Here is a 17,820-nt window from a genome sequence, read left to right as displayed (position 1 = left end):
CATGGGCAGAGTTCAAATCCCACCGTCTCCGCACTGTTCGGCCCCCGAGATCCGCGTCATCACGCGGATGTCCGGGGGTCTTTTCCATTACCCGGGCTAGTCCGATTCGGAATCGGGAGTGCGGCCACTGGTGTCACCGTCCCGGAGCTGGGCCCAGTGGTGCAGCCGTGCGGAGATTGCTCGCTCGTATCCTGCGTCGGTGGGTTCGTAGAAGGTTTGTCGGGCTAAGCCCTCTGGGAAGAAGTTCGCGCCTGAGAACCCGTTCTCGGTGTCCGGGTCGTATTGATAGCCGTCGCCGTAGCCGAGGTCTTTCATGAGACGGGTCGGGGCATTGAGGATGTGCGCGGGCGGCATCAGCGATCCGCTCCGCTTCGCGGCGGCGCGCGCCTTGTTGAATCCGCGGTACACGCCGATCGACTTTGGTGCGGTCGCCAGGTAGATGACGGCTTGCGCGAGTGCGAGTTCTCCCTCGGGTGAACCGAGGCGGTCATAAACATCCCAGGCGGCGAGGGCCTGTTGAACGGCGTTCGGGTCGGCCATGCCGATGTCCTCGGTGGCGAATCGGGTGATGCGGCGGGCGATGAACAGGGGGTCTTCGCCGCCGTCGAGCATCCGTGCCAACCAGTACAGGGCCGCGTCTGGGTCGGAGGCACGCATCGACTTGTGGAGCGCGGAGATGAGGTTGTAGTGGCCTTCCTGTGCTTTGTCGTACAGCGGTGCCCGTCTCTGCACGGCGGCGGCGAGGGCGGCCGGGTCGACGGGTGCGGGCAGGGCTTGGACCTGCTCGATCATGTTCAGCAGGTACCGGCCGTCACCGTCCGCCATCGCGATCAGCGCCTGGCGAGCCTCATCGGTCAACGGTAGCGGATGACCAATGAGCGCTTCGGCTCGGGTGATGAGGGTGCTGAGCGCAACATCGTCGAGGCGTTTCAGAACGAAGACCTGGGTGCGGGAGAGCAGCGCTCCGTTGAGTTCGAAGCTGGGGTTCTCCGTGGTCGCGCCGACGAGGATGACGGTGCCGTCTTCGACGTAAGGAAGGAATGAGTCTTGCTGGGCGCGGTTGAAGCGGTGGATCTCGTCGATGAACAGCAGCGTGCCCTGACCGATCTCGCGCCGGCGCCGCGCTGATTGAAACACCTTTCGAAGGTCGGCGACGCCGGCGAAGGTGGCAGAGAGGGGTTCGAATGCGAGGCTGGTCTGCTCGGCGAGAAGCCGCGCGATCGTGGTCTTGCCGCACCCGGGTGGCCCCCAGAGCACCATCGACATCAGTCTCTGTGCGTTGACCATTCGCCCGATCGGTGCGTCCGCCCCGAGAACATGGTCCTGCCCGAGGACGTCGTGCAGGGTGCGCGGCCTGAGCCGATCAGCAAGCGGTCGTGAGTCGTCGTCGATGTCGAAGAGTGACGGTGTCTCGCTCACGGCTGCCGCCCCAGTTCGCGGTCGTCTGCGAGGTCGTAGGAGGCGTGCACCAGGTATTCGATCAGCTGTTTCGTGATCCCGGCACCGGGTCCGATAGAGATCCAATGCCGCTTGTCAAGATAGCGACCGCTCGTGATTGTGTCGACGTCACGACGGAGCGCGTCCGCCTGGTGGGGATCAACTTTCACGGTAATGATCTGCAGATCCGGATCATCGTCGGTGACGATGAGGAAAACCTTCTCGTGCACCTTCCACACTTCGAGGTGCGGAGTGAACGGGTGCCCACTGGTGACGCCCTCGAGCGACGCCGCGACATCACGGGCGTGTTGCTGGAGTGTGTCGCCCTGCATGTCGTCCTCCTGGGGTCACTGCCCGTTTCTGGGCTATCTGAATCTGCGTACAATGGTACATACTTTGTCTGGCATCGAGGAGGGCGCGTGAGGAAGGGTAAGCCGAATGACCCGGAGCGCCGAACCCGGATCCTTCGTGCAGCGCTGGAGGTCATTGCGACAGAAGGCGTGCACGCGGCGTCGTATCGACGCATCGCAGCGCAGGCCGGCGTGCCGCTCGGATCGACGACGTACTATTTCGCCGACCTGGAGACGTTGATCGTCAGCGCGTTCGAGACCTTGCGAGACGGACTCGAGCCGCGATACGCGGCCCCGATGCGCAGCTCCCGTACCGACGCTGACGTCGTTGAGGCCCTTGTGTCCGCGACGTGTGGCTCAACCGCTCCAGCGCTCGCGGACATCCGCTTGTATGAAGAGATGCACCTCTACGGGGCGCGGAGTCCGCGGGTTGCGGAAATCCTCCGTGGCCTCCAGAAGGACTCCATCATGATTCTTCGTCGCTCTCTGTCGGAGGCCACGGCCCGCGCTGTCGACGCCCTGATGTGGGGGTGGTGGGGTTACCGCTCCCTCCACCCGGACGATCCGCTCGATGCCGTCATAGTGCGCAACGCCTATCGAGCCCTGGTCGATATGGCCGTCACCCGCATGGAACGCAGCGACCGGGGCGGAGTCTCCGACAGCAGTCCGGGCCTCTAACGGCGGGCGTGTACCGCGAGGACGGTCTTCCCGACAGCCCGTCGTTCGTCAAGAGCGGCGACTGCTTCGGCGGCCTCCTCGAACGCCACCACCTCGTGGATCACCGGGGCGAGTGCGCCTCGAGCGACGGAGGGTGCCAGACGTTCCCATTGGGCCGTAAGCGAGACGGAGCAGGTCGGCATCAGGCCCTCCCACGCGACGCCGATGATGGTCGTGTTGTTCAGGAGCAGGCGGTTCACCTTCACAGTGGGGATGCTGCCGCCCGTGAACCCGAGAACGAGAAGCCGGCCGCGGGTCGCCAGCGCACGCAGCGAGTCGGTGAACCGTTCGCCACCGACTGGATCGAGCACCATGTCCACCCCGCGGCCGTTCGTGATCCTGCGAGTCTCGCTGAGGAAGTCGTGTGGCCGGATGACGTGGTCTGCCCCGACGTCTCGCGCCAGTTGGGCCTTTTCCGGCGTGGAGACGACGGCGATGACCTCGGCGCCGCGCAACTTCGCCTGTTGGGTGAGTGCGACTCCGAGCCCGCCGGCGGCGCCGTGGATGAGCACCGTCTCGCCCGCACGCAGATTGCCGCGTTCCCCCAGGGCGAATTCTGCGCTCAGGACATTGATGGGCATGGCCGCCGCCGTTATGAAGTCGATCTCATCCGGAAGCGGCAGGACACGATCCGCAGGCGTGACCACAAAGTCTGCGAACGCGCCAGAACCGGCAACGCCGAGAACGCGGTCCCCGGCCGCAAATCCCGAATTGGCGTCGGCGTCGGCGACGACCCCGGAGAACTCGCTCCCAATGGTGAACGGAACAGGGACGCGCAGCTGGTATTCGCCTCGAGATTGGAGCACGTCGGGGTAGGCGACCCCGGCGGCATGAACTTCAACGAGGACTTCGCCTTGTGCGCGGACGGGAATCGGGATCGTGTGTGTTTCGAGGAGCCGAGGTCCACCGTGTGTGGTGTTCCGCACTGCCCGCATTGTCGTCGCACGTGAGTTCATAGGTCCAATCATGCCGACAAGTGACTTTACGTCGGCCCCAACACCGAGGATCTTCCGCACCAACAGGGGCTGGGGTGTAGTTCATTCCTGAAGCGGCACGGATCCAGCGGGGACAGTCCCGACACTTCAGGCGGCAGATTGGCGAATCTCCCTAGCCAGCTGCGTCGACCTGACGCAGTTGCGTGCCCACGATCAGAAAGAAGGCGCCGAGCCCGCCGGCGAAGGCGCTGACCCCGTACGCGAGCACCGACGTCAGCAGCGAGGTGCGCAGCGACGCGCCCGTTGACAACGCCGCGCTCTGTTTGCGCAGCTCGACTGCCTCGTCGCTGCTCGCATCAACACCTCTCAGCGCCGCACTGATGTCGGCGAATGTGCGCCCGCCTGCTCCGCGCTCGGCATTGCCCTTGATGACGAGCGCTTCGACGTAGGCCGTCACCGGACCCTGCACCGGCTTGCCCGCGAGAATGGGGGCATTGCCGGGCACTGTGATCTTTTCATCGCGGAGTTGCTTCGTGACCGTGATCCACGCACCTGCTCCGACCGCGACGAACAGCGAACCGGCCGCAACGGTGAGACCTGCGGTGCGGCGAAGTGCGAATGCAGTGGGCACTGACGACATCGATCATCCTTTCGTGGAGCGGAACACTCGAGTGTCACACAGTTCTGCATGTCACCTCTCAGCGGAACTCGCTGGACGCGAGTCGTCCGACTGGTCAACAGGATGCGGACGGGAAGAAGCCGCGAATCACACGGTCTCGTACGCGTTGCGGTCCATTCGAATCGACGACGAGAGAGTATCCTCGCAATTATCCCGTGTGAACTGGATATTTTCCTCGGCTGGCGACGGCCACGATGACAATTTGTGAATGGCGATCAGGACGGCGTGCACATGCCCAGACCCTCCGGAACGGCGAGGCGCGCGTGGCAACGCCACCTGGACATCCCATACGTGCAGGGCATCGGGCTGGTCGTCCTGGGACTCTTCAGCCTCTCCCAGGCCGCAGGAAATCTCGGGATCGTGCTGATCGCCGCGGTGATGTTCGCTCTCGCTGCGGCGGGGATGTTCGTTCATTCCGTGAATCGCAAGGCTGGTCGGTAGGTTCGACATGAGCACCGCACGGCTTGCGTCGCGGATCGCACTTCGTGAAGTGAAGCGTGAGGTGGCGCGAACCGCGCTGATCGCAACCCTGATCGCGATTCCGGTCAGCATCCTCGCCGTTGGCAGCGTGGTCCTCGTGAGCCCCGGAGCGCCCCGGCTCACGGATCGGGGTATCGCCGCCGGGGCCGAGGGCGGTGTCCTCGTCCTGGTGCTTGCGTTCGTGGTCGGTTTGGTCTGTCTGCTCGCCGGCTCGGCCTTCCTCGTCGCGGCACAGGCGCAACAGCGGTCACTGGGCATCGTCGCGAGTGTCGGCACGAGCCGTGCGGTCCTCGTCGCGATAGTGAGCCTGACCGGCCCGCTGATTGGCGGGCTCGGAGGTGCTGTCGGAGTGCTGGCAGGTACGGGCATCGGGTGCGTGCTCGTCACGACCTCCGGCGGCGAGCCGACGGTCTCGGCGCTCCTCATCGCTGTGCTGATCGCCTTCGCCGCCGGTCTCGGCTGGCTCGCGGCCCTGCCTCCCGCCTTCGCCGCCTCCCGACCGGACGTGGTGATGGCCATTCGCGGGAGCACCCTGCCCGCACCTCGCCCGCGGCATCTGGTCCTCAGCGTCGTCTGTTGCGTGGGCGGCGGCATCGTCGCACTGGGTTCCGGCATCCTCGGGGTCAGTGCGCGGCAGTCGGCAGCGGGCACGTTCCCGTGGCTCAGTGCCGTCACGGGTCCCGCACCTTTCGTGGCGGCGATCGTTCTGCTCACTGGTGCCATCACTGCGACGCCTTTCCTCCTCCGGCGCTGGGGCGTCGAATCCGGGAAATGGGGTCTTGCCGCGCGACTTGCAGCGCGCGACGCCGACCGCAATCGAGCCCGTCACCAGCCGGTCATCGCCGCGATCATGGGCACGACGTTTCTGGCGGTCTTCGTGTTGTGCTCCCAGGGCACCGCGGACGCCACCAACCGGGTCGCGTATCCGTATCTGATGATGCCGGGCGGTGTGCAGGCGGCCCTGATCTCCTACCCGGGAGAGCAGAACACCACGTTGGGTCCGACTCTCGCCCCAGGAACGGATGGCGACGGTCTTGCGAAAGCCGTCGAGACCGCGTTCGCGGACCAATTGCCTGTCGGTCGCCTGACCATCGTCGAGACCGCCCGGACGGCCGCGATGGATGGCACCGTGAAGCGGATGTCGGGGGTGCTCACGCCCCCTGCCAACCGGTGCACGAGTGATGCGCCCGGGAACGACCGGTTCACGCCGCTCGCCCCGGACCCGCACTGTCGGGACTGGTACACCGCGGGACATGAGGTCGGTGCTGTTCCTGCGGACATCGTCGTCGGCGACTCATCGACTCTCGCGGCGATTCTCGGCAGGGAGCCGAGTCCGGCAGCCCTCGCCGCCCTGGACCAGGGCGAAGCCGTGGCCCTGCACTCGCAGCTCGTCGACGCTGACGGGTCGATCGAACTCGCCGTGTCGGGCGGCTCCGCGACGAGCGGGCTGAAGTCTGTGCACCTCGAGGCGGTCGTCGCGGACGTGACTCATGTGCTCCCGTACGGAGTCGTGATCTCGCGGGAGACAGCAGAGCGTCTGGGGCTCCCCACCGAGCCCAGCCAGATCCTCGCCACAACAACTCGGAACCCCACGGACGCGGAACTGCGCGCACTCGCCGACGGGCTGGCAGGCATCCCGGGAGCCGCAGGGCTCGCAGCATATTTCGAGGCCGGTCCGGCCGAGGACGGAGCGTCCGCATGGCTGACGCTCGTCTCCAGCCTGGCAATCGTCTTCGCTGCCGCTGTCGTGGCCATGACCCTGGCTCGAACGGAAGGTCGTCGCGATTCGCAGACGCTCCACTCCATCGGGGCAGCTCCATCGACGCTGCGCACGGTCGCAGCATGGCAGGCGTTGACCGTGGTGGGGACCGGGTCGGCCCTCGGGGCGGTCATCGGTCTGGTGAGCGTGTTCGCGATGGATCTCCCCGGGTCGGGCAGTGTATTCGCCCCGCCCTGGGCTCTGCTGGTCATCGTGGCGGGCGCAACGCCGCTCGCCTGTGCGGCGGGCGCCTGGTTGCTGACGCCGTCCCTCGCACGATACCGCTGACGCATGAGATGAGCGCCACCGAGACGGCTTGCCGAAGCGTTCCACCGTCGTCGAACACGGTCATAGGCTTGTAAGCGGTCCGCCTCGCTGAATTGCGGGAGTCGCGGGCGATTTACCGATCCATAGTCCAGGAGGAATCCATGACCGAATTCGCCCCCGTTGATCCCACGTCCACCGACGCGTGGAGTCAGCTCGCCGGCATCGCCGAGGGATTCTCGCCTGATCTCCGCGAGTGGTTCGCCACCGACCCGGGACGAGCCGGTCGCTATACGTTTCAGGCGGGGGACCTCACGGTCGACCTGTCGAAGAACCTCCTGACGGATGAGATCCTTGCCCAGCTCCTGCAGCTCGCACAGGACGTCGACGTCCCCGGCCGTTTCAGTGCCATGATCTCCGGCGAACACATCAACGTGACCGAAGACCGCGCGGTTCTCCACACCGCCCTCCGCCGCCCGAAGGACGGCGTGGGCCTCGTGCCGCCGGCCGGCTTCGTCGTCGACGGTGCGGACATCGACGCCGACGTCCACGCCACCCTCGACAAGGTCTACGCATTCGCCGACAAGGTGAGGTCTGGCGCGTGGACCGGTATAAGCGGCAAAGCCATTAAGACCGTCGTCAACATCGGGATCGGCGGGTCCGACCTCGGCCCCGTCATGGTCTACGAAGCACTGAAGCCGTATGTGCAGGCGGGCCTCGAGTGCCGCTTTGTCTCCAACATCGACCCGACGGATGTCTACGAGAAGACGGCGAACCTCGACCCGGAGACTACTCTCTTCATCGTCGCCTCCAAGACGTTCGGCACCCTCGAGACGCTCACGAACGCCCGCCTCGCCCGCGAGTGGCTCTGGAACCAGCTGCTCGCCTCCGGCGCCATCGCGGACACCGACGCCGCCCGTTCCGACGCCGTCGCCAAGCACTTCGTCGCCGTGTCGACCGCCCTCGACAAGGTCGCCGCCTTCGGCATTGACCCGGAGAACGCGTTCGGCTTCTGGGACTGGGTCGGGGGCCGGTTCTCGATCGACGCCGCCATCGGGACATCCGTGGTCGTCGCCATCGGCCCCGACAACTGGCGCGCATTCCTCTCCGGTTTCCACACCGTCGACGAGCACATGCGCACAGCGCCCCTCGAACAGAACGTGCCCGTGCTGATGGGGCTTCTCAACGTCTGGTATTCCAACTTCCTCAAGGCTCAGAGTCACGCCGTGCTCCCATACGCACAGTACCTGCACCGCTTCCCGGCCTACCTCCAGCAGCTCACGATGGAGTCGAACGGGAAGAGCGTCCGCTGGGACGGGACCCCCGTCACGACAGACACCGGCGAGATCTTCTGGGGCGAACCGGGCACGAACGGCCAGCACGCGTTCTACCAGCTCATCCACCAGGGCACGCGCCTGGTTCCGGCTGACTTCATCGCCGTCGCGAATCCCGCGCACCCGCTGAAGGACGAGACGGGCGACGGCGCCGCCGTCGAGCCAGGCCAGGACGTCCACGGGCTGTTCATGGCGAACTTCTTCGCCCAGACCAAGGCGCTCGCCTTCGGCAAGACGGCCGCGGAGGTGCGGGCAGAAGGCACCGATGAGTCCGTGGTTCCGGCTCGCTCGTTCAGCGGGAACCGTCCGACCACGTCGATCCTCGCGCCGGCCCTGACTCCGAGCGTCGTCGGCCAGCTCATCGCGCTCTACGAGCACATCGTGTTCACCGAAGGCACGATCTGGGGCATCGACTCGTTCGACCAGTGGGGCGTCGAACTGGGAAAGCAGCTGGCGCTTCAGGTCGCTCCCGCCGTCGACGGGGATGCGGACGCTCTCGCGGCCCAGGACTCCTCGACGAAGGCCCTGATCTCGAAGTACCTCGAGCTGCGCAACTGAGGCGCCCGGGTACGTCACGCGCGGTGACGTACCCGGTGCGGGGCCCTGGTGCTCCTAGTCGTCGATGACCGCGAGGCCCCGACGCTTCAGCTCGGCGAGGCCGTCGCGCATGGCCTGCAACCGATCGGGGGAGTGTCCCGTCCAGTCCATGAGCTCGCCGACAATCGTGACCGGTTCCGTGGTGCGGTACGACCGGGTCGGGTTGCCGGGGAACTTCTTGTCCGTCACGTTGGGGTCGTCTTCGAGGGCACCCGTCGGTTCCACGATGTAGATGTGGCCGCGGCCGTCTCCCGCGGCCAGTTCGGCCCCCCACGTCGCGGCATCCAGTGTCGCCGTCAGGTAGACGTAGTTCGTCGTCCGTCCCGCCTCGAAGTTCGAGCCGCGCCCGGGCACCAACAGGTCCCCCACGGCGAGGTTCGCTTTCGTTCCGTGGAACAGTGCCCCCGATTCGTGGACTTCGAAGGGCCTGGGTTCATCGGTCATGCGCACTCCCTGAGACGTCGATTCACGACCGTAGCCCGACCGACCCCGGGTGACAACAGGGCATCAGGCGAAGGTCCGGATGGCGCTCACCTTCAGCAGGTCGAGCCTGGCGGCATCCGCTGAGCCGGGAACCACGGTGTACACGACGATCTTCAGGTCGCCCCCTGGGATGGCCAGCACATCGCAGTCGAAGGTGATCGGTCCGACGAGGGCGTTCTGCACGGTCTTCCGGGACTCGCGGTGTTCCCCGAATGTCGCCGAGCTCCACAACCGTTCGAACTCGGCCGAGGTCGCGCGCAGGTCGGCGATGAGATCGGAGAGCGCGGTGTCGTCCGGGTACCGGGTCGAGGCCACGTGCACGTCGGCGACGAGGTCGCGGTGGAACTCGGCCAGATGCTCCGGGCTGTGCTCGACGAACGACGGGCCACCGGCGAACCGGTTCCAGAGCAGGTTGGAACCGCGTCCCGCCGCCCGAACCTCACCGAACAAGGTCAGCCAGAGGTCGTTGACCAGAAGGGTGTCCCAAGCGGCAGAGAAGACCGCAACCGGCACTTCACTGAGCCGGTCGACGATGTGCTGAACTCCCGGCGTCACGTGCCGGGGGACCATGGTCTTCGTCGGCACCGCCACTCCACCTATCCGGAAGAGGTGGTCCCGTTCGTCGTCGGTGAGTCGAAGCGCGCGGGCGAGGGAACCGAGCACCTGCGTTGACGGATGCGTGGCGCGGCCCTGCTCGAGACGCACGATGTAGTCCACGCTGAGGTTGGCCAGCATCGCGAGCTCCTCACGGCGCAACCCCGGAGAACGTCGGTCTCCACCGGAGGGCAGTCCCGCCTCGACGGGAGTGATTCGGTCGCGCCAGGCGCGGAGCAGGGAAGCGAGTTCTGGCATGGCTCCACTCTGGCCTTCCTGGCTGGACGGCGGGTGGTACTGACAGTGCCAGCAAGTGTCGCGGCCACGACCGCAGGCTGGATTCATGACAACAACACTCATCACCGGCGCCAACAAGGGCCTCGGACTCGAAACCACGCGCCGTCTCCTCGAGGCCGGCCACACGGTCTATGCGGGCATGCGCGATCTCTCGAAGGGAACGGAGGCCGCCGCACTCGGTGCCCATGTCGTGCACCTGGACGTGACGAACGACGAGTCGGTCGCATCCGCCCTCGCCTCACTGCCCGCACTGGACGTGCTGATAAACAATGCCGGGATCGTCGGCTCGCACGCCGGAGTCGACGAATTCGGTGCGGAGGACCTGGCCGCGGTCTTCGACACCAACGTCTACTCGATCGTGCGTGTCACCAGGGCCGCCCTGCCGCTGCTGAGGGCGTCCGGCAACCCCGTGATCGTCAACGTCGCGAGTGGCCTCGGGTTCCCGCGTTTTGTCACAGACCCCGCCCGCGTCGAATCGACGATCACCGGCCTCGGCTACATGACGTCCAAGGCCGCGGTGATCATGCTGACCCTTCAGTACAGCAAAATGCTGCCGTCCATGCGGGTGAACGCGATCGATCCCGGCTACACGTCCACAGATCTCAACGGTCACAGTGGACACCAGACCGTGACAGAGGGCACGGATGCCGTGATCGCGATGGCGACAATCGATGCAGCCGGTCCGAGCGGATTGTTCAGCGACCGCGATGGTGTCATCGTCTACTGACGTTCCGGGTACTGGCGGGATCTCCCGTCCTGCCCACGACGCCTGAGTATGGCATGGGCACTCTTACCTATAGCCCGCTTGCCGGCGGGGGTCGATCACGACCCCGTAGCCCGTAGCCGCGAGAGCGGAGTTTTGGCCCTTAAACCATGGGTTTAAGGGCCAAAACTCCGCTCTCGCGGCAGGGCGGATGCCGCTGGGGCGAGAGTGAGACCGTGCGGTCAGACCGTGCGCGGGTCAGACCGTGCGCGGGGCCTTCGCGAGGTTGGCCTCGAGCTCGGCGATGTTCTGGCGGATGACGTAGGCCGGGCGGTCGCGCTCGACGCGCCAGCTCTCGGAGAGCGGGCCGATGTTGACGGTGTCGAAGCCGAACTCGTCATAGAGCTTCGTGACGAAGTCGGAGGCGTCCGCGAAGTCTGACGCGGTCGCGAGAGCGCGCCGCGCCGGGTCGCCGGCCGGGTGCGCGTCTCCCGTGATGTCGACGGCCGGGATGTGGTTGAAGCCCTTCGCCACGCGGGAGGTGGGCAGGTGCGCCTGCAGCATGCCGCTCACGGTCGCCTCGCCCTTGTCGAGGGCCTCGATGTGGCCGTCTCGTTCGAAGTAGTAGTTGTTGGTGTCGATCACGATCTTGTCGGCGAGCGGCCCGACGGGCACGTCCGCGTATGCCTTGAGCGGCACCGTGACCACGGCGACGTCTGCGGCCTCCGCGGCCTGGACGGCGGTTCCGGCCGTCGCCTTCGGGCCGAGTTCGGCCACGAGGTCCGCGAGGGTCTCCGGGCCGCGAGAGTTACTGATTACGACGTCGTAGCCGCTCTCGATCGCCTTGCGGGCGACCTGGCTGCCGATGTTTCCTGCTCCGATGATTCCAATAGTTGTCATGATGGCGACAACGAGGTTGCGTCGGAAAATGTTCCCGCATCAGCGGAAAGTACGCGCCTGGCGAAATCCGTCACACGGCGAATCGGGTGATGGCCGCGGCCGGACCGCCGCCGGGAACGTCGGCGGCGCGGACCGCGAGCACCCGCGCACCGGAGAGCAGGGCCCGGCGGGCGATCTCGTCCACGACGCCGTAGTTGTGAGCGTCGTCGACGTCGTCGAAGGTGATCGCACCGGATGCCTCGTCGACGTACCCCGGGATCCTCCGGTCGATGTCGACAACGAGGGTGTCGATGGCGCCGTAGGTGGCGGCGCGGGCGATATCGCTGAGGTCGGTGGCGCCGCGGCCCTCGTTGAAACGCGCCTCGATCAGATCGGAGAGTTCACCGAGCTGGGCGGCGTAGAGCCGGTCCAGCACGGGACGAGCGACGGCCGCGAGCTCCTCGGGCGTCCGTTCGTCCGGGTTTCCTTCGATGGTCGGGGCGGCGAGGAGGGGATACGCGCTGACACCGCGGAAGATGCCGTTCAACGGTTCCGCGGTGGCCAGGATGAGTGGCAGGCCCGAACCGGTCACGAGCGGCCTGATCGCGGCATCCACCGAGCGGGAATACTGGGCGAGGCGCACCTTCTGTCCCTCTGAGCCCTGGAGGCGCCCGGAGGGTGACCGGCCGCTGATCGACGGAAGACCGACGGCGCTCGCCGCGTCGGCAGGCAGGCCGGGCACGTCGACGACATAGGCTCCCGCGTCCGGCGAGACCTCGACCAGCCGGGCCGCATTCTGCGACAGGGCGAGCACGAACGCCGTCTGTGGGAAGGTGATCGCCCGGAGCAGCGGCTTGATGTAGAGACGATCGGCCACCTCGAGCACGGAGGGCAGCACGTTGGGCACCCGGAAGGTCTGCAGGTGGCCCGAATAGTGGAAGATCGCGAGCGACCGCGACAGGTAGGACCAGAACTGGCGGTCCTGGATGAGATCGGCGATCGCGTCCTCGAGTTCTTCGACGACGGCCCGTCCCGCCCCGGCCTCGGTGAGCTGGCGGGCGGCGGCCGCGACCTGGTTGCGGAGCTCGATCCGGGACGGTTCGGATTCGGTCGGGACCGGACTCGTGGGCAGATAGATCGACACGCAGAAGGGTTCCCGCACGGCCGCCAGCTGGCGGATCGACGTTGGAGTGGGGATGTCTGTGTGCAGCATGTCTGGCCCGTGCCTTCCGGAGTCGGTGTCTGGTTTCTCGTGCGTCCCCCGCGACGACGACAGTGTAGCCCCGGCTCCGGATGGCCGCGCGGCGCATCCGTGCAGCTGCGGACCGTAGTGTTCCAGTGAGGGTTCGATCGCCGCGACGCGTGGTGCGGGCCGATCACGACAGAGAGGGATTCACCATGGAGTATCGCCGTTTGGGCAAGTCCGGACTGCAGGTCAGCGAGGTCTCCCTCGGGTCGTGGGTGACGTTCGGCAAGCAGGTGCGCGAGGACGACGCGCTCGCGTTGTTGACGCTCGCCTATGACTCGGGGATCAACTTCTTCGACAACGCCGAAGGCTATGAAGCCGGGGCCTCGGAGGCGCTGATGGGGGCCGCGCTGGAGAAGCTCGGCTGGGACCGTGATTCCTACGCCGTGTCGTCGAAGGTATTCTGGGGCGGATCGAAGCCCACGCAGCGAGGCCTGTCGCGCAAGCACGTGACCGAAGCCTGCCATGCCGCACTGAAGCGCCTGCGGGTGGACTACCTCGACCTCTACTTCTGTCACCGCCCGGACATCGATACGCCGATCGAAGAGACGGTCTGGGCGATGCACAACCTCGTGACGCAGGGCAAGGTGCTGTACTGGGGCACCTCGGAGTGGAGTGCCCAGCAGATCACCGAGGCGCACGCGGTCGCCCGGGCGCTGCACATCACGCCGCCGACCATGGAACAGCCGCAGTACAACATGTTCTCGCGCGACAAGGTGGAGGGCGAGTTCCTGCCGCTGTACGACACCTTCGGCCTCGGCACGACCATCTGGTCGCCGCTGGCCTCAGGGGTCCTCACCGGCAAGTACAACGACGGGGTCCCCGCCGACAGCCGGATGAACCTCCCTGGCTACGAGTGGCTCAGGGCGGAGTGGGAATCCGAGGCCGGGAAGGCCAAACTCGAGAAGGTCCGCAGGCTGGCGACCGTCGCCTCGGATGCCGGGCTGCCGTTGACGCACCTGGCGCTGCTCTGGTGCCTGCGCAACCCGCGGGTATCGACGGTGATCCTGGGAGCGAGCAAGAGGGCGCAACTGGCCGCCAACCTGGCCGCCCTGGACTCGAAGGCCGCTCTGACACCGGAAGTGCTCGCTGCGATCGAGGAGATCCTCGGCAACGAACCATCGGCCCCTCAGCGGTACTGAGCTCACCGGCGGAATTCGCCCGGGGTTGTCCATGCGGCATACCCCGGGCGGCGCTTGCCTGGCCTGACGGATCGACTTAGGCTCACTCTGCGATGACAGGTGCACCTGAATCGAGGGGATGATGCTGCGGAAGATTGTTCATTTCGTGCCCGTCGCGCTGGCCTGCCTCGTGCTCGCCGGGTGCTCCGCCCCGGTGCCGACCGCGACCTCGGCTCCTGTCCAACTTACGTTCGCCTCGTACTCGGGGATATCGGACGACCAGCAGGCTTTCATCGACGACCTCGAGAAACTCACGGACAACTCCGTGACACTCCGGGTGATCGAGAATTGGACGCCGCACGACGACGGCGTCGAGTCGATCAGCGACGAGGTCACTCTGACAAAGGCGGTCGCTCACGGGGACGTCGACCTGATGTTCACCTCCAACCGGGCATTCTCCGCATTGGGGATCGATGGGTTTCGCTCGCTCGAGGCGCCGATGCTGATCACCAGTCGTGCCGCGGAGAAGGCAATCGTCGGGGGTGCCCTCGGGCAGCGAATCCGGGACTCGGTGGGCCCGTCTGGCCTGACCGGCCTTGCGGTGTTGCCCGGCCTCCTCAGGTATCCGCTGACCGCGGATGCTCCCCTCGTCGATCCGACGGGCTGGGCGGGCAAGCGAATCGTGTTCGCGCACGAACCGGCCGAGGAATCGGTGCAGGCCCGTACGATCGCGGCGCTCGGCGGTTCGCCCGCCTCTGTGGGGTTGCACGTGATCGACGACATCAACGCCGACGTGGTGCAGGGCGGCACGGACAGCATCAACGATCTCGCGGAGGGAGGAGCCACCCCGCAGGGGCCGTTCATGACCAGCAATGTCGTGCTGTGGCCGAACCTTCGCGTGGTGATCGCGAACACCGCCATGATGTCGCGACTGTCCTTAGCCCAGCGGTCGGCCGTCGAGGCCGCAGGCCGCGATGCATTCGACGCGGCGATGGCCGCGGACCCCGCCGTCGGACTCGGCGAAGCGGCCTGCGCTGCGGCCGCCCGGTTCGGCACGGCGACCCCCGATCAACTCGCGGCGCTGAGGGCGGCCGTGCAACCGGTGTACGACTGGCTGAGCGCCGACCCGGCAGAGGCCGCAACCCTCACTGATCTTGAACGAATCGTGAGGGATCACCCGGATGCCGATGTGATCGACGTGCCGGAGGGCTGCGCCTGGACTCCGTGACGGTGCCACGGCCGTGCCTGTCCCTGGTGCTACGGAGTGCTCGGCGCCGGTTCGACACTGCCGATCAGGTCCGGACCGAGCGCAGCGCCCGAAATGTCCGGCTGAGGCCGCGCGAAGAGGTAGCCCTGGCCGTACCGGCAGCCCATGTCACGGAGGATTTCGTACTGTTCGCTGGTTTCGATTCCCTCGGCCACGACGTCGAGTCCGAGGGAATCGGCCAGGTGCAGGATTCCCCGCACGATCGACTGATCCCGGTCGGACGAGACAAGGTCGTTGATGAAGGTCATGTCGATCTTGAGGAGATCGACCTCCAGGGAACGGAGCTGGGCGAATGAGGAATAGCCGGTCCCGAAATCATCGATGGCGAGGCGAACGCCGAGATCGCGCAGCTCGTCGAACGTGCGCGTCGCCGAATCCATCACGTCGATGACGGCGCTCTCGGTCAGTTCGAGCCAGAGCTGGCCGGGTGCCAGTCCGGACTCGAGAAGGGCCCGGCGCACCACCGAGCCAAAGTCCGAGCGCACGAACTGGCGCGCGGACACGTTGACGCTGACGGCTTGGTCGGGGCGGAGGGAGGTCGCCGCCGAACACGCCTGCTGCAACACGGTGCGGCCGATGTCCTTGATCAGCCCGGTCTCCTCGGCGATCGGGATGAAATCGCCCGGCGCAACGATTCCGATTCCCGGTCGCCGCCAGCGTGCCAGGGCCTCTGCCGCCGCCACCCGCGGGTTCTGCAGGTCGATGATCGGCTGGTACCAGGTCTCGATCTCTCCGCGGGCCACAGCGGTGCGCAGCCCGATCTCCGTGTCGACCCGGCGGCGGATGCGCCCGCGCAGGTCGTCATTGAAGACCTCATACCGGGCACGGCCCTGCTCCTTCGCGAGGTACATCGCCTGGTCGGCGTGCCGGAGCATGGTCTCGGCGTCCTCCGCGCCGAGACTGAAGGCGATGCCGATGCTGGTGTCGACCAGCGCGGTCTGGTCGCCGATCGCGATCGGCTGGGCCACGGCGGCCTGCACCGCCTGCGCGATCTGGCGCGCCTCTGCGGCCGTGCCGATGTCGGGACAGAGCACGACGAACTCGTCGCCGCCGATCCGGGCGACCGTGTCAGAGGCTCGCACCGCCGCGCGCAGCCGCACCGCGATCTGGGCGAGCACCGCATCGCCGGCGTGGTGGCCGAGGCTGTCGTTGACGACCTTGAAACGGTCGAGGTCGATGAAGAGCACGCCGACCCCGCGGTGCGTCCTGGCAGCGAAGAGAAGCGCCTGGTCGAGTCGGTCGAGCAGGAGCAGGCGGTTCGGCAGGTCCGTCAGGGGGTCATGGTAGGCGAGGTGCTCCACGCGTGCCTCGGCTGCGCGCACGGCGGTGACGTCGGTGACGCTCAACAGATAGCCGGTGATGCCGGTCGCGTCGAGAATCCGGGTGGCACTCGCCTGCACCCATTTCGGCTCACCGATGACGGTCTGGAATCGGAACGTCGATTCAAAGGCGACCCCGTCCGCGATGGTGGTCCGCCACGCGTCGATCACCCGCTCCGCATCGTCGGCGTGGATGTTTCGGCCCCAGCCGTCTCCCCGTGCCGCCTCGACGCTCAGGCCGGTCATCCGCATCCACTGCTCGTTGGTCGTGACAACGCGGCCGTGTGCGTCGAATTGCACGATGCCGACGGGCGCGATGCGGATGAGCGCGTGCAGGCGCTCGGCCGTCCTGGCCAGTTCGCGGGTGCGGTCGTGCACCGCGTTCTCCAGGGTCGCATTGGCCACGGCGAGGGCGTCGAACGCGCCGTCGCGTTGGATGTCGAGCGCTCGCAACTGGACGGCCGCCATCCAGGCGATGCCCAGGACGAGCCCGATGGTCGATGCGACGAGGAGCGCTGTGCCCAGGTCCGTGTCGAACCAGCCCTTTCGCTGGGCCCAGAGGCGGAGCCACCCCAGAAAGAACGGGCCGAGAATGATGACGGGGAGGCCGCTTCGGAGCAGCCGTCCCGCACTCCGGTCGTCGCGGACCAGGGCGACCAGCCCGATATCCGGCCGTTCGACCAGGATGGCCGCTGCGATCGCGCTCACGCACAGGACGGAGAGCGTGGAGATATTCAACGGCCGACCGGCATCACTCACTGCCGAGACCCCGTACGCGGCGCTGAGGATCGTCAGAAGCACCAGCAGCAGGGTGAGGACAGCGAAGCCGGCGGTCACGGCGGCGCCGGCCACACCGCGGAGGCAGAAGGCGAGTCCGAGCAACACCAGGGAGAGTGCGGTCCCGATCGCCATCCTGGGCGGTGTGTCGCCGAGGCGGAGCCCCGGCAGGAGAGCGTCGACGCCCAGGCCCAGGCCGGAGGCGTACTCGGCGAGGGTCAGCACACCGATGAGCGTCACGACGGCGCCCAGAGTGGTCGCGACCGCCGGCCGGTTGGAGAGGGCGAGCGCAACGGCGAGCAGGAGCAGCGCGACAATCGCCGTCGGCTTCATGACGTCGTGCGGCAACGCCGCCCCGGCGGAGAGATCGAGCGTGTACCACCGGATGAGTGAGCCCAGGGTCACCAGGGCAACGAGTGCGGAAACACCACGACCCCAGAAACTGACCCGCACCACCGCACTCCCTACGGCCGGGCATTGGTGCCTATCGCCACTTGAACAGTACTGGCTTCCGCCCTGGTCACGAACACGCAGCCCGTTTCCCGTCCGCGAAAGCGGGCGAATCGTCGCTTCACGGCGCTT

At 66.8% G+C, this 17,820-nt stretch carries 16 protein-coding genes; 7 read left to right on the top strand and 9 right to left on the bottom strand.

The features are described 5' to 3' along the window. Positions 1-96: 96 nt before the first annotated feature. Positions 97-1,419: a replication-associated recombination protein A gene (locus E3O44_RS09850; protein WP_134534556.1), complete on the bottom strand. Its 1,323-nt coding sequence runs from the start codon at positions 1,417-1,419 to the stop codon at positions 97-99. Further along, positions 1,416-1,769, bottom strand: a complete 354-nt coding sequence (locus E3O44_RS09845; RefSeq protein WP_134534555.1) for an MmcQ/YjbR family DNA-binding protein — start codon at positions 1,767-1,769, stop codon at positions 1,416-1,418. Before E3O44_RS09845 ends, E3O44_RS09850 begins: the two co-directional genes overlap by 4 nt. 87 nt (positions 1,770-1,856) lie before the next feature. Between E3O44_RS09845 and E3O44_RS09840 the strand changes: the two genes are divergently transcribed. Next, the gene (locus E3O44_RS09840; RefSeq protein ID WP_166792602.1) at positions 1,857-2,465 is read left to right on the top strand and encodes a TetR/AcrR family transcriptional regulator; all 609 of its coding nucleotides are present in this window, start codon (positions 1,857-1,859) and stop codon (positions 2,463-2,465) included. Here E3O44_RS09840 and E3O44_RS09835 read toward each other — a convergent pair. Together E3O44_RS09835 and E3O44_RS09830 are read right to left on the bottom strand one after the other, a co-directional pair. After that, positions 2,462-3,439 (bottom strand): NADPH:quinone oxidoreductase family protein, encoded by a 978-nt coding sequence (locus E3O44_RS09835; protein WP_134534883.1) that lies wholly within the window; start codon positions 3,437-3,439, stop codon positions 2,462-2,464. The genes E3O44_RS09840 and E3O44_RS09835 overlap by 4 nt on opposite strands. A 172-nt stretch (positions 3,440-3,611) precedes the next feature. Beyond that, positions 3,612-4,070, bottom strand: a complete 459-nt coding sequence (locus E3O44_RS09830; RefSeq protein ID WP_134534553.1) for a hypothetical protein — start codon at positions 4,068-4,070, stop codon at positions 3,612-3,614. A gap of 279 nt (positions 4,071-4,349) precedes the next feature. Between E3O44_RS09830 and E3O44_RS09825 the strand changes: the two genes are divergently transcribed. The 3 genes from E3O44_RS09825 to pgi all read left to right on the top strand — a co-directional run bounded on the left by E3O44_RS09825 (position 4,350) and on the right by pgi (position 8,513). Next, on the top strand, positions 4,350-4,559 hold the full coding sequence (locus tag E3O44_RS09825) for a hypothetical protein (RefSeq protein ID WP_134534552.1): 210 nt from the start codon (positions 4,350-4,352) through the stop codon (positions 4,557-4,559). A gap of 7 nt (positions 4,560-4,566) precedes the next feature. Then, entirely contained in the window at positions 4,567-6,645 is a 2,079-nt protein-coding gene (locus E3O44_RS09820) for a hypothetical protein (protein WP_134534551.1), read from the top strand. Positions 6,646-6,785: 140 nt separating this feature from the next. After that, the gene (gene pgi, locus E3O44_RS09815) at positions 6,786-8,513 is read left to right on the top strand and encodes a glucose-6-phosphate isomerase (protein WP_134534550.1); all 1,728 of its coding nucleotides are present in this window, start codon (positions 6,786-6,788) and stop codon (positions 8,511-8,513) included. A 54-nt stretch (positions 8,514-8,567) separates the two neighbouring features. Here the strand turns inward: pgi and arr are convergent, their stop codons facing one another. Further along, a complete protein-coding gene (gene arr, locus E3O44_RS09810) occupies positions 8,568-8,996 on the bottom strand; it encodes an NAD(+)--rifampin ADP-ribosyltransferase (RefSeq protein ID WP_134534549.1) in 429 nt (142 codons plus the stop codon). A 63-nt stretch (positions 8,997-9,059) separates the two neighbouring features. Beyond that, positions 9,060-9,887: a helix-turn-helix transcriptional regulator gene (locus tag E3O44_RS09805; RefSeq protein WP_134534548.1), complete on the bottom strand. Its 828-nt coding sequence runs from the start codon at positions 9,885-9,887 to the stop codon at positions 9,060-9,062. Positions 9,888-9,972: 85 nt separating this feature from the next. On the opposite strand from E3O44_RS09805, the gene E3O44_RS09800 reads away from it, so the two are divergent. Continuing rightward, positions 9,973-10,653: an SDR family NAD(P)-dependent oxidoreductase gene (locus tag E3O44_RS09800; protein WP_134534547.1), complete on the top strand. Its 681-nt coding sequence runs from the start codon at positions 9,973-9,975 to the stop codon at positions 10,651-10,653. A 234-nt stretch (positions 10,654-10,887) separates the two neighbouring features. On the opposite strand, the gene E3O44_RS09795 is transcribed toward E3O44_RS09800, so the two are convergent. Together E3O44_RS09795 and E3O44_RS09790 are read right to left on the bottom strand one after the other, a co-directional pair. Continuing rightward, a complete protein-coding gene (locus tag E3O44_RS09795; RefSeq protein WP_134534546.1) occupies positions 10,888-11,529 on the bottom strand; it encodes an NADPH-dependent F420 reductase in 642 nt (213 codons plus the stop codon). Positions 11,530-11,599: 70 nt separating this feature from the next. Then, positions 11,600-12,721, bottom strand: coding sequence for a baeRF11 domain-containing protein (locus tag E3O44_RS09790; RefSeq protein ID WP_134534545.1), 1,122 nt, complete (start codon positions 12,719-12,721; stop codon positions 11,600-11,602). A 185-nt stretch (positions 12,722-12,906) separates the two neighbouring features. On the opposite strand from E3O44_RS09790, the gene E3O44_RS09785 reads away from it, so the two are divergent. Continuing rightward, the gene (locus tag E3O44_RS09785) at positions 12,907-13,896 is read left to right on the top strand and encodes an aldo/keto reductase (RefSeq protein WP_134534544.1); all 990 of its coding nucleotides are present in this window, start codon (positions 12,907-12,909) and stop codon (positions 13,894-13,896) included. Between the two features lie 145 nt (positions 13,897-14,041). Then, the gene (locus E3O44_RS09780) at positions 14,042-15,103 is read left to right on the top strand and encodes a type 2 periplasmic-binding domain-containing protein (RefSeq protein WP_134534543.1); all 1,062 of its coding nucleotides are present in this window, start codon (positions 14,042-14,044) and stop codon (positions 15,101-15,103) included. A gap of 29 nt (positions 15,104-15,132) precedes the next feature. On the opposite strand, the gene E3O44_RS09775 is transcribed toward E3O44_RS09780, so the two are convergent. Beyond that, positions 15,133-17,694: a putative bifunctional diguanylate cyclase/phosphodiesterase gene (locus tag E3O44_RS09775; protein ID WP_166792601.1), complete on the bottom strand. Its 2,562-nt coding sequence runs from the start codon at positions 17,692-17,694 to the stop codon at positions 15,133-15,135. Positions 17,695-17,820 lie beyond the last annotated feature (126 nt).

The organism is Cryobacterium algoricola (assembly GCF_004402485.1).
Taxonomy (GTDB): domain Bacteria; phylum Actinomycetota; class Actinomycetes; order Actinomycetales; family Microbacteriaceae; genus Cryobacterium; species Cryobacterium algoricola.
Note: the sequence above shows the minus strand (reverse complement) of the source record. Positions and strands in the feature narration are given on the sequence as shown.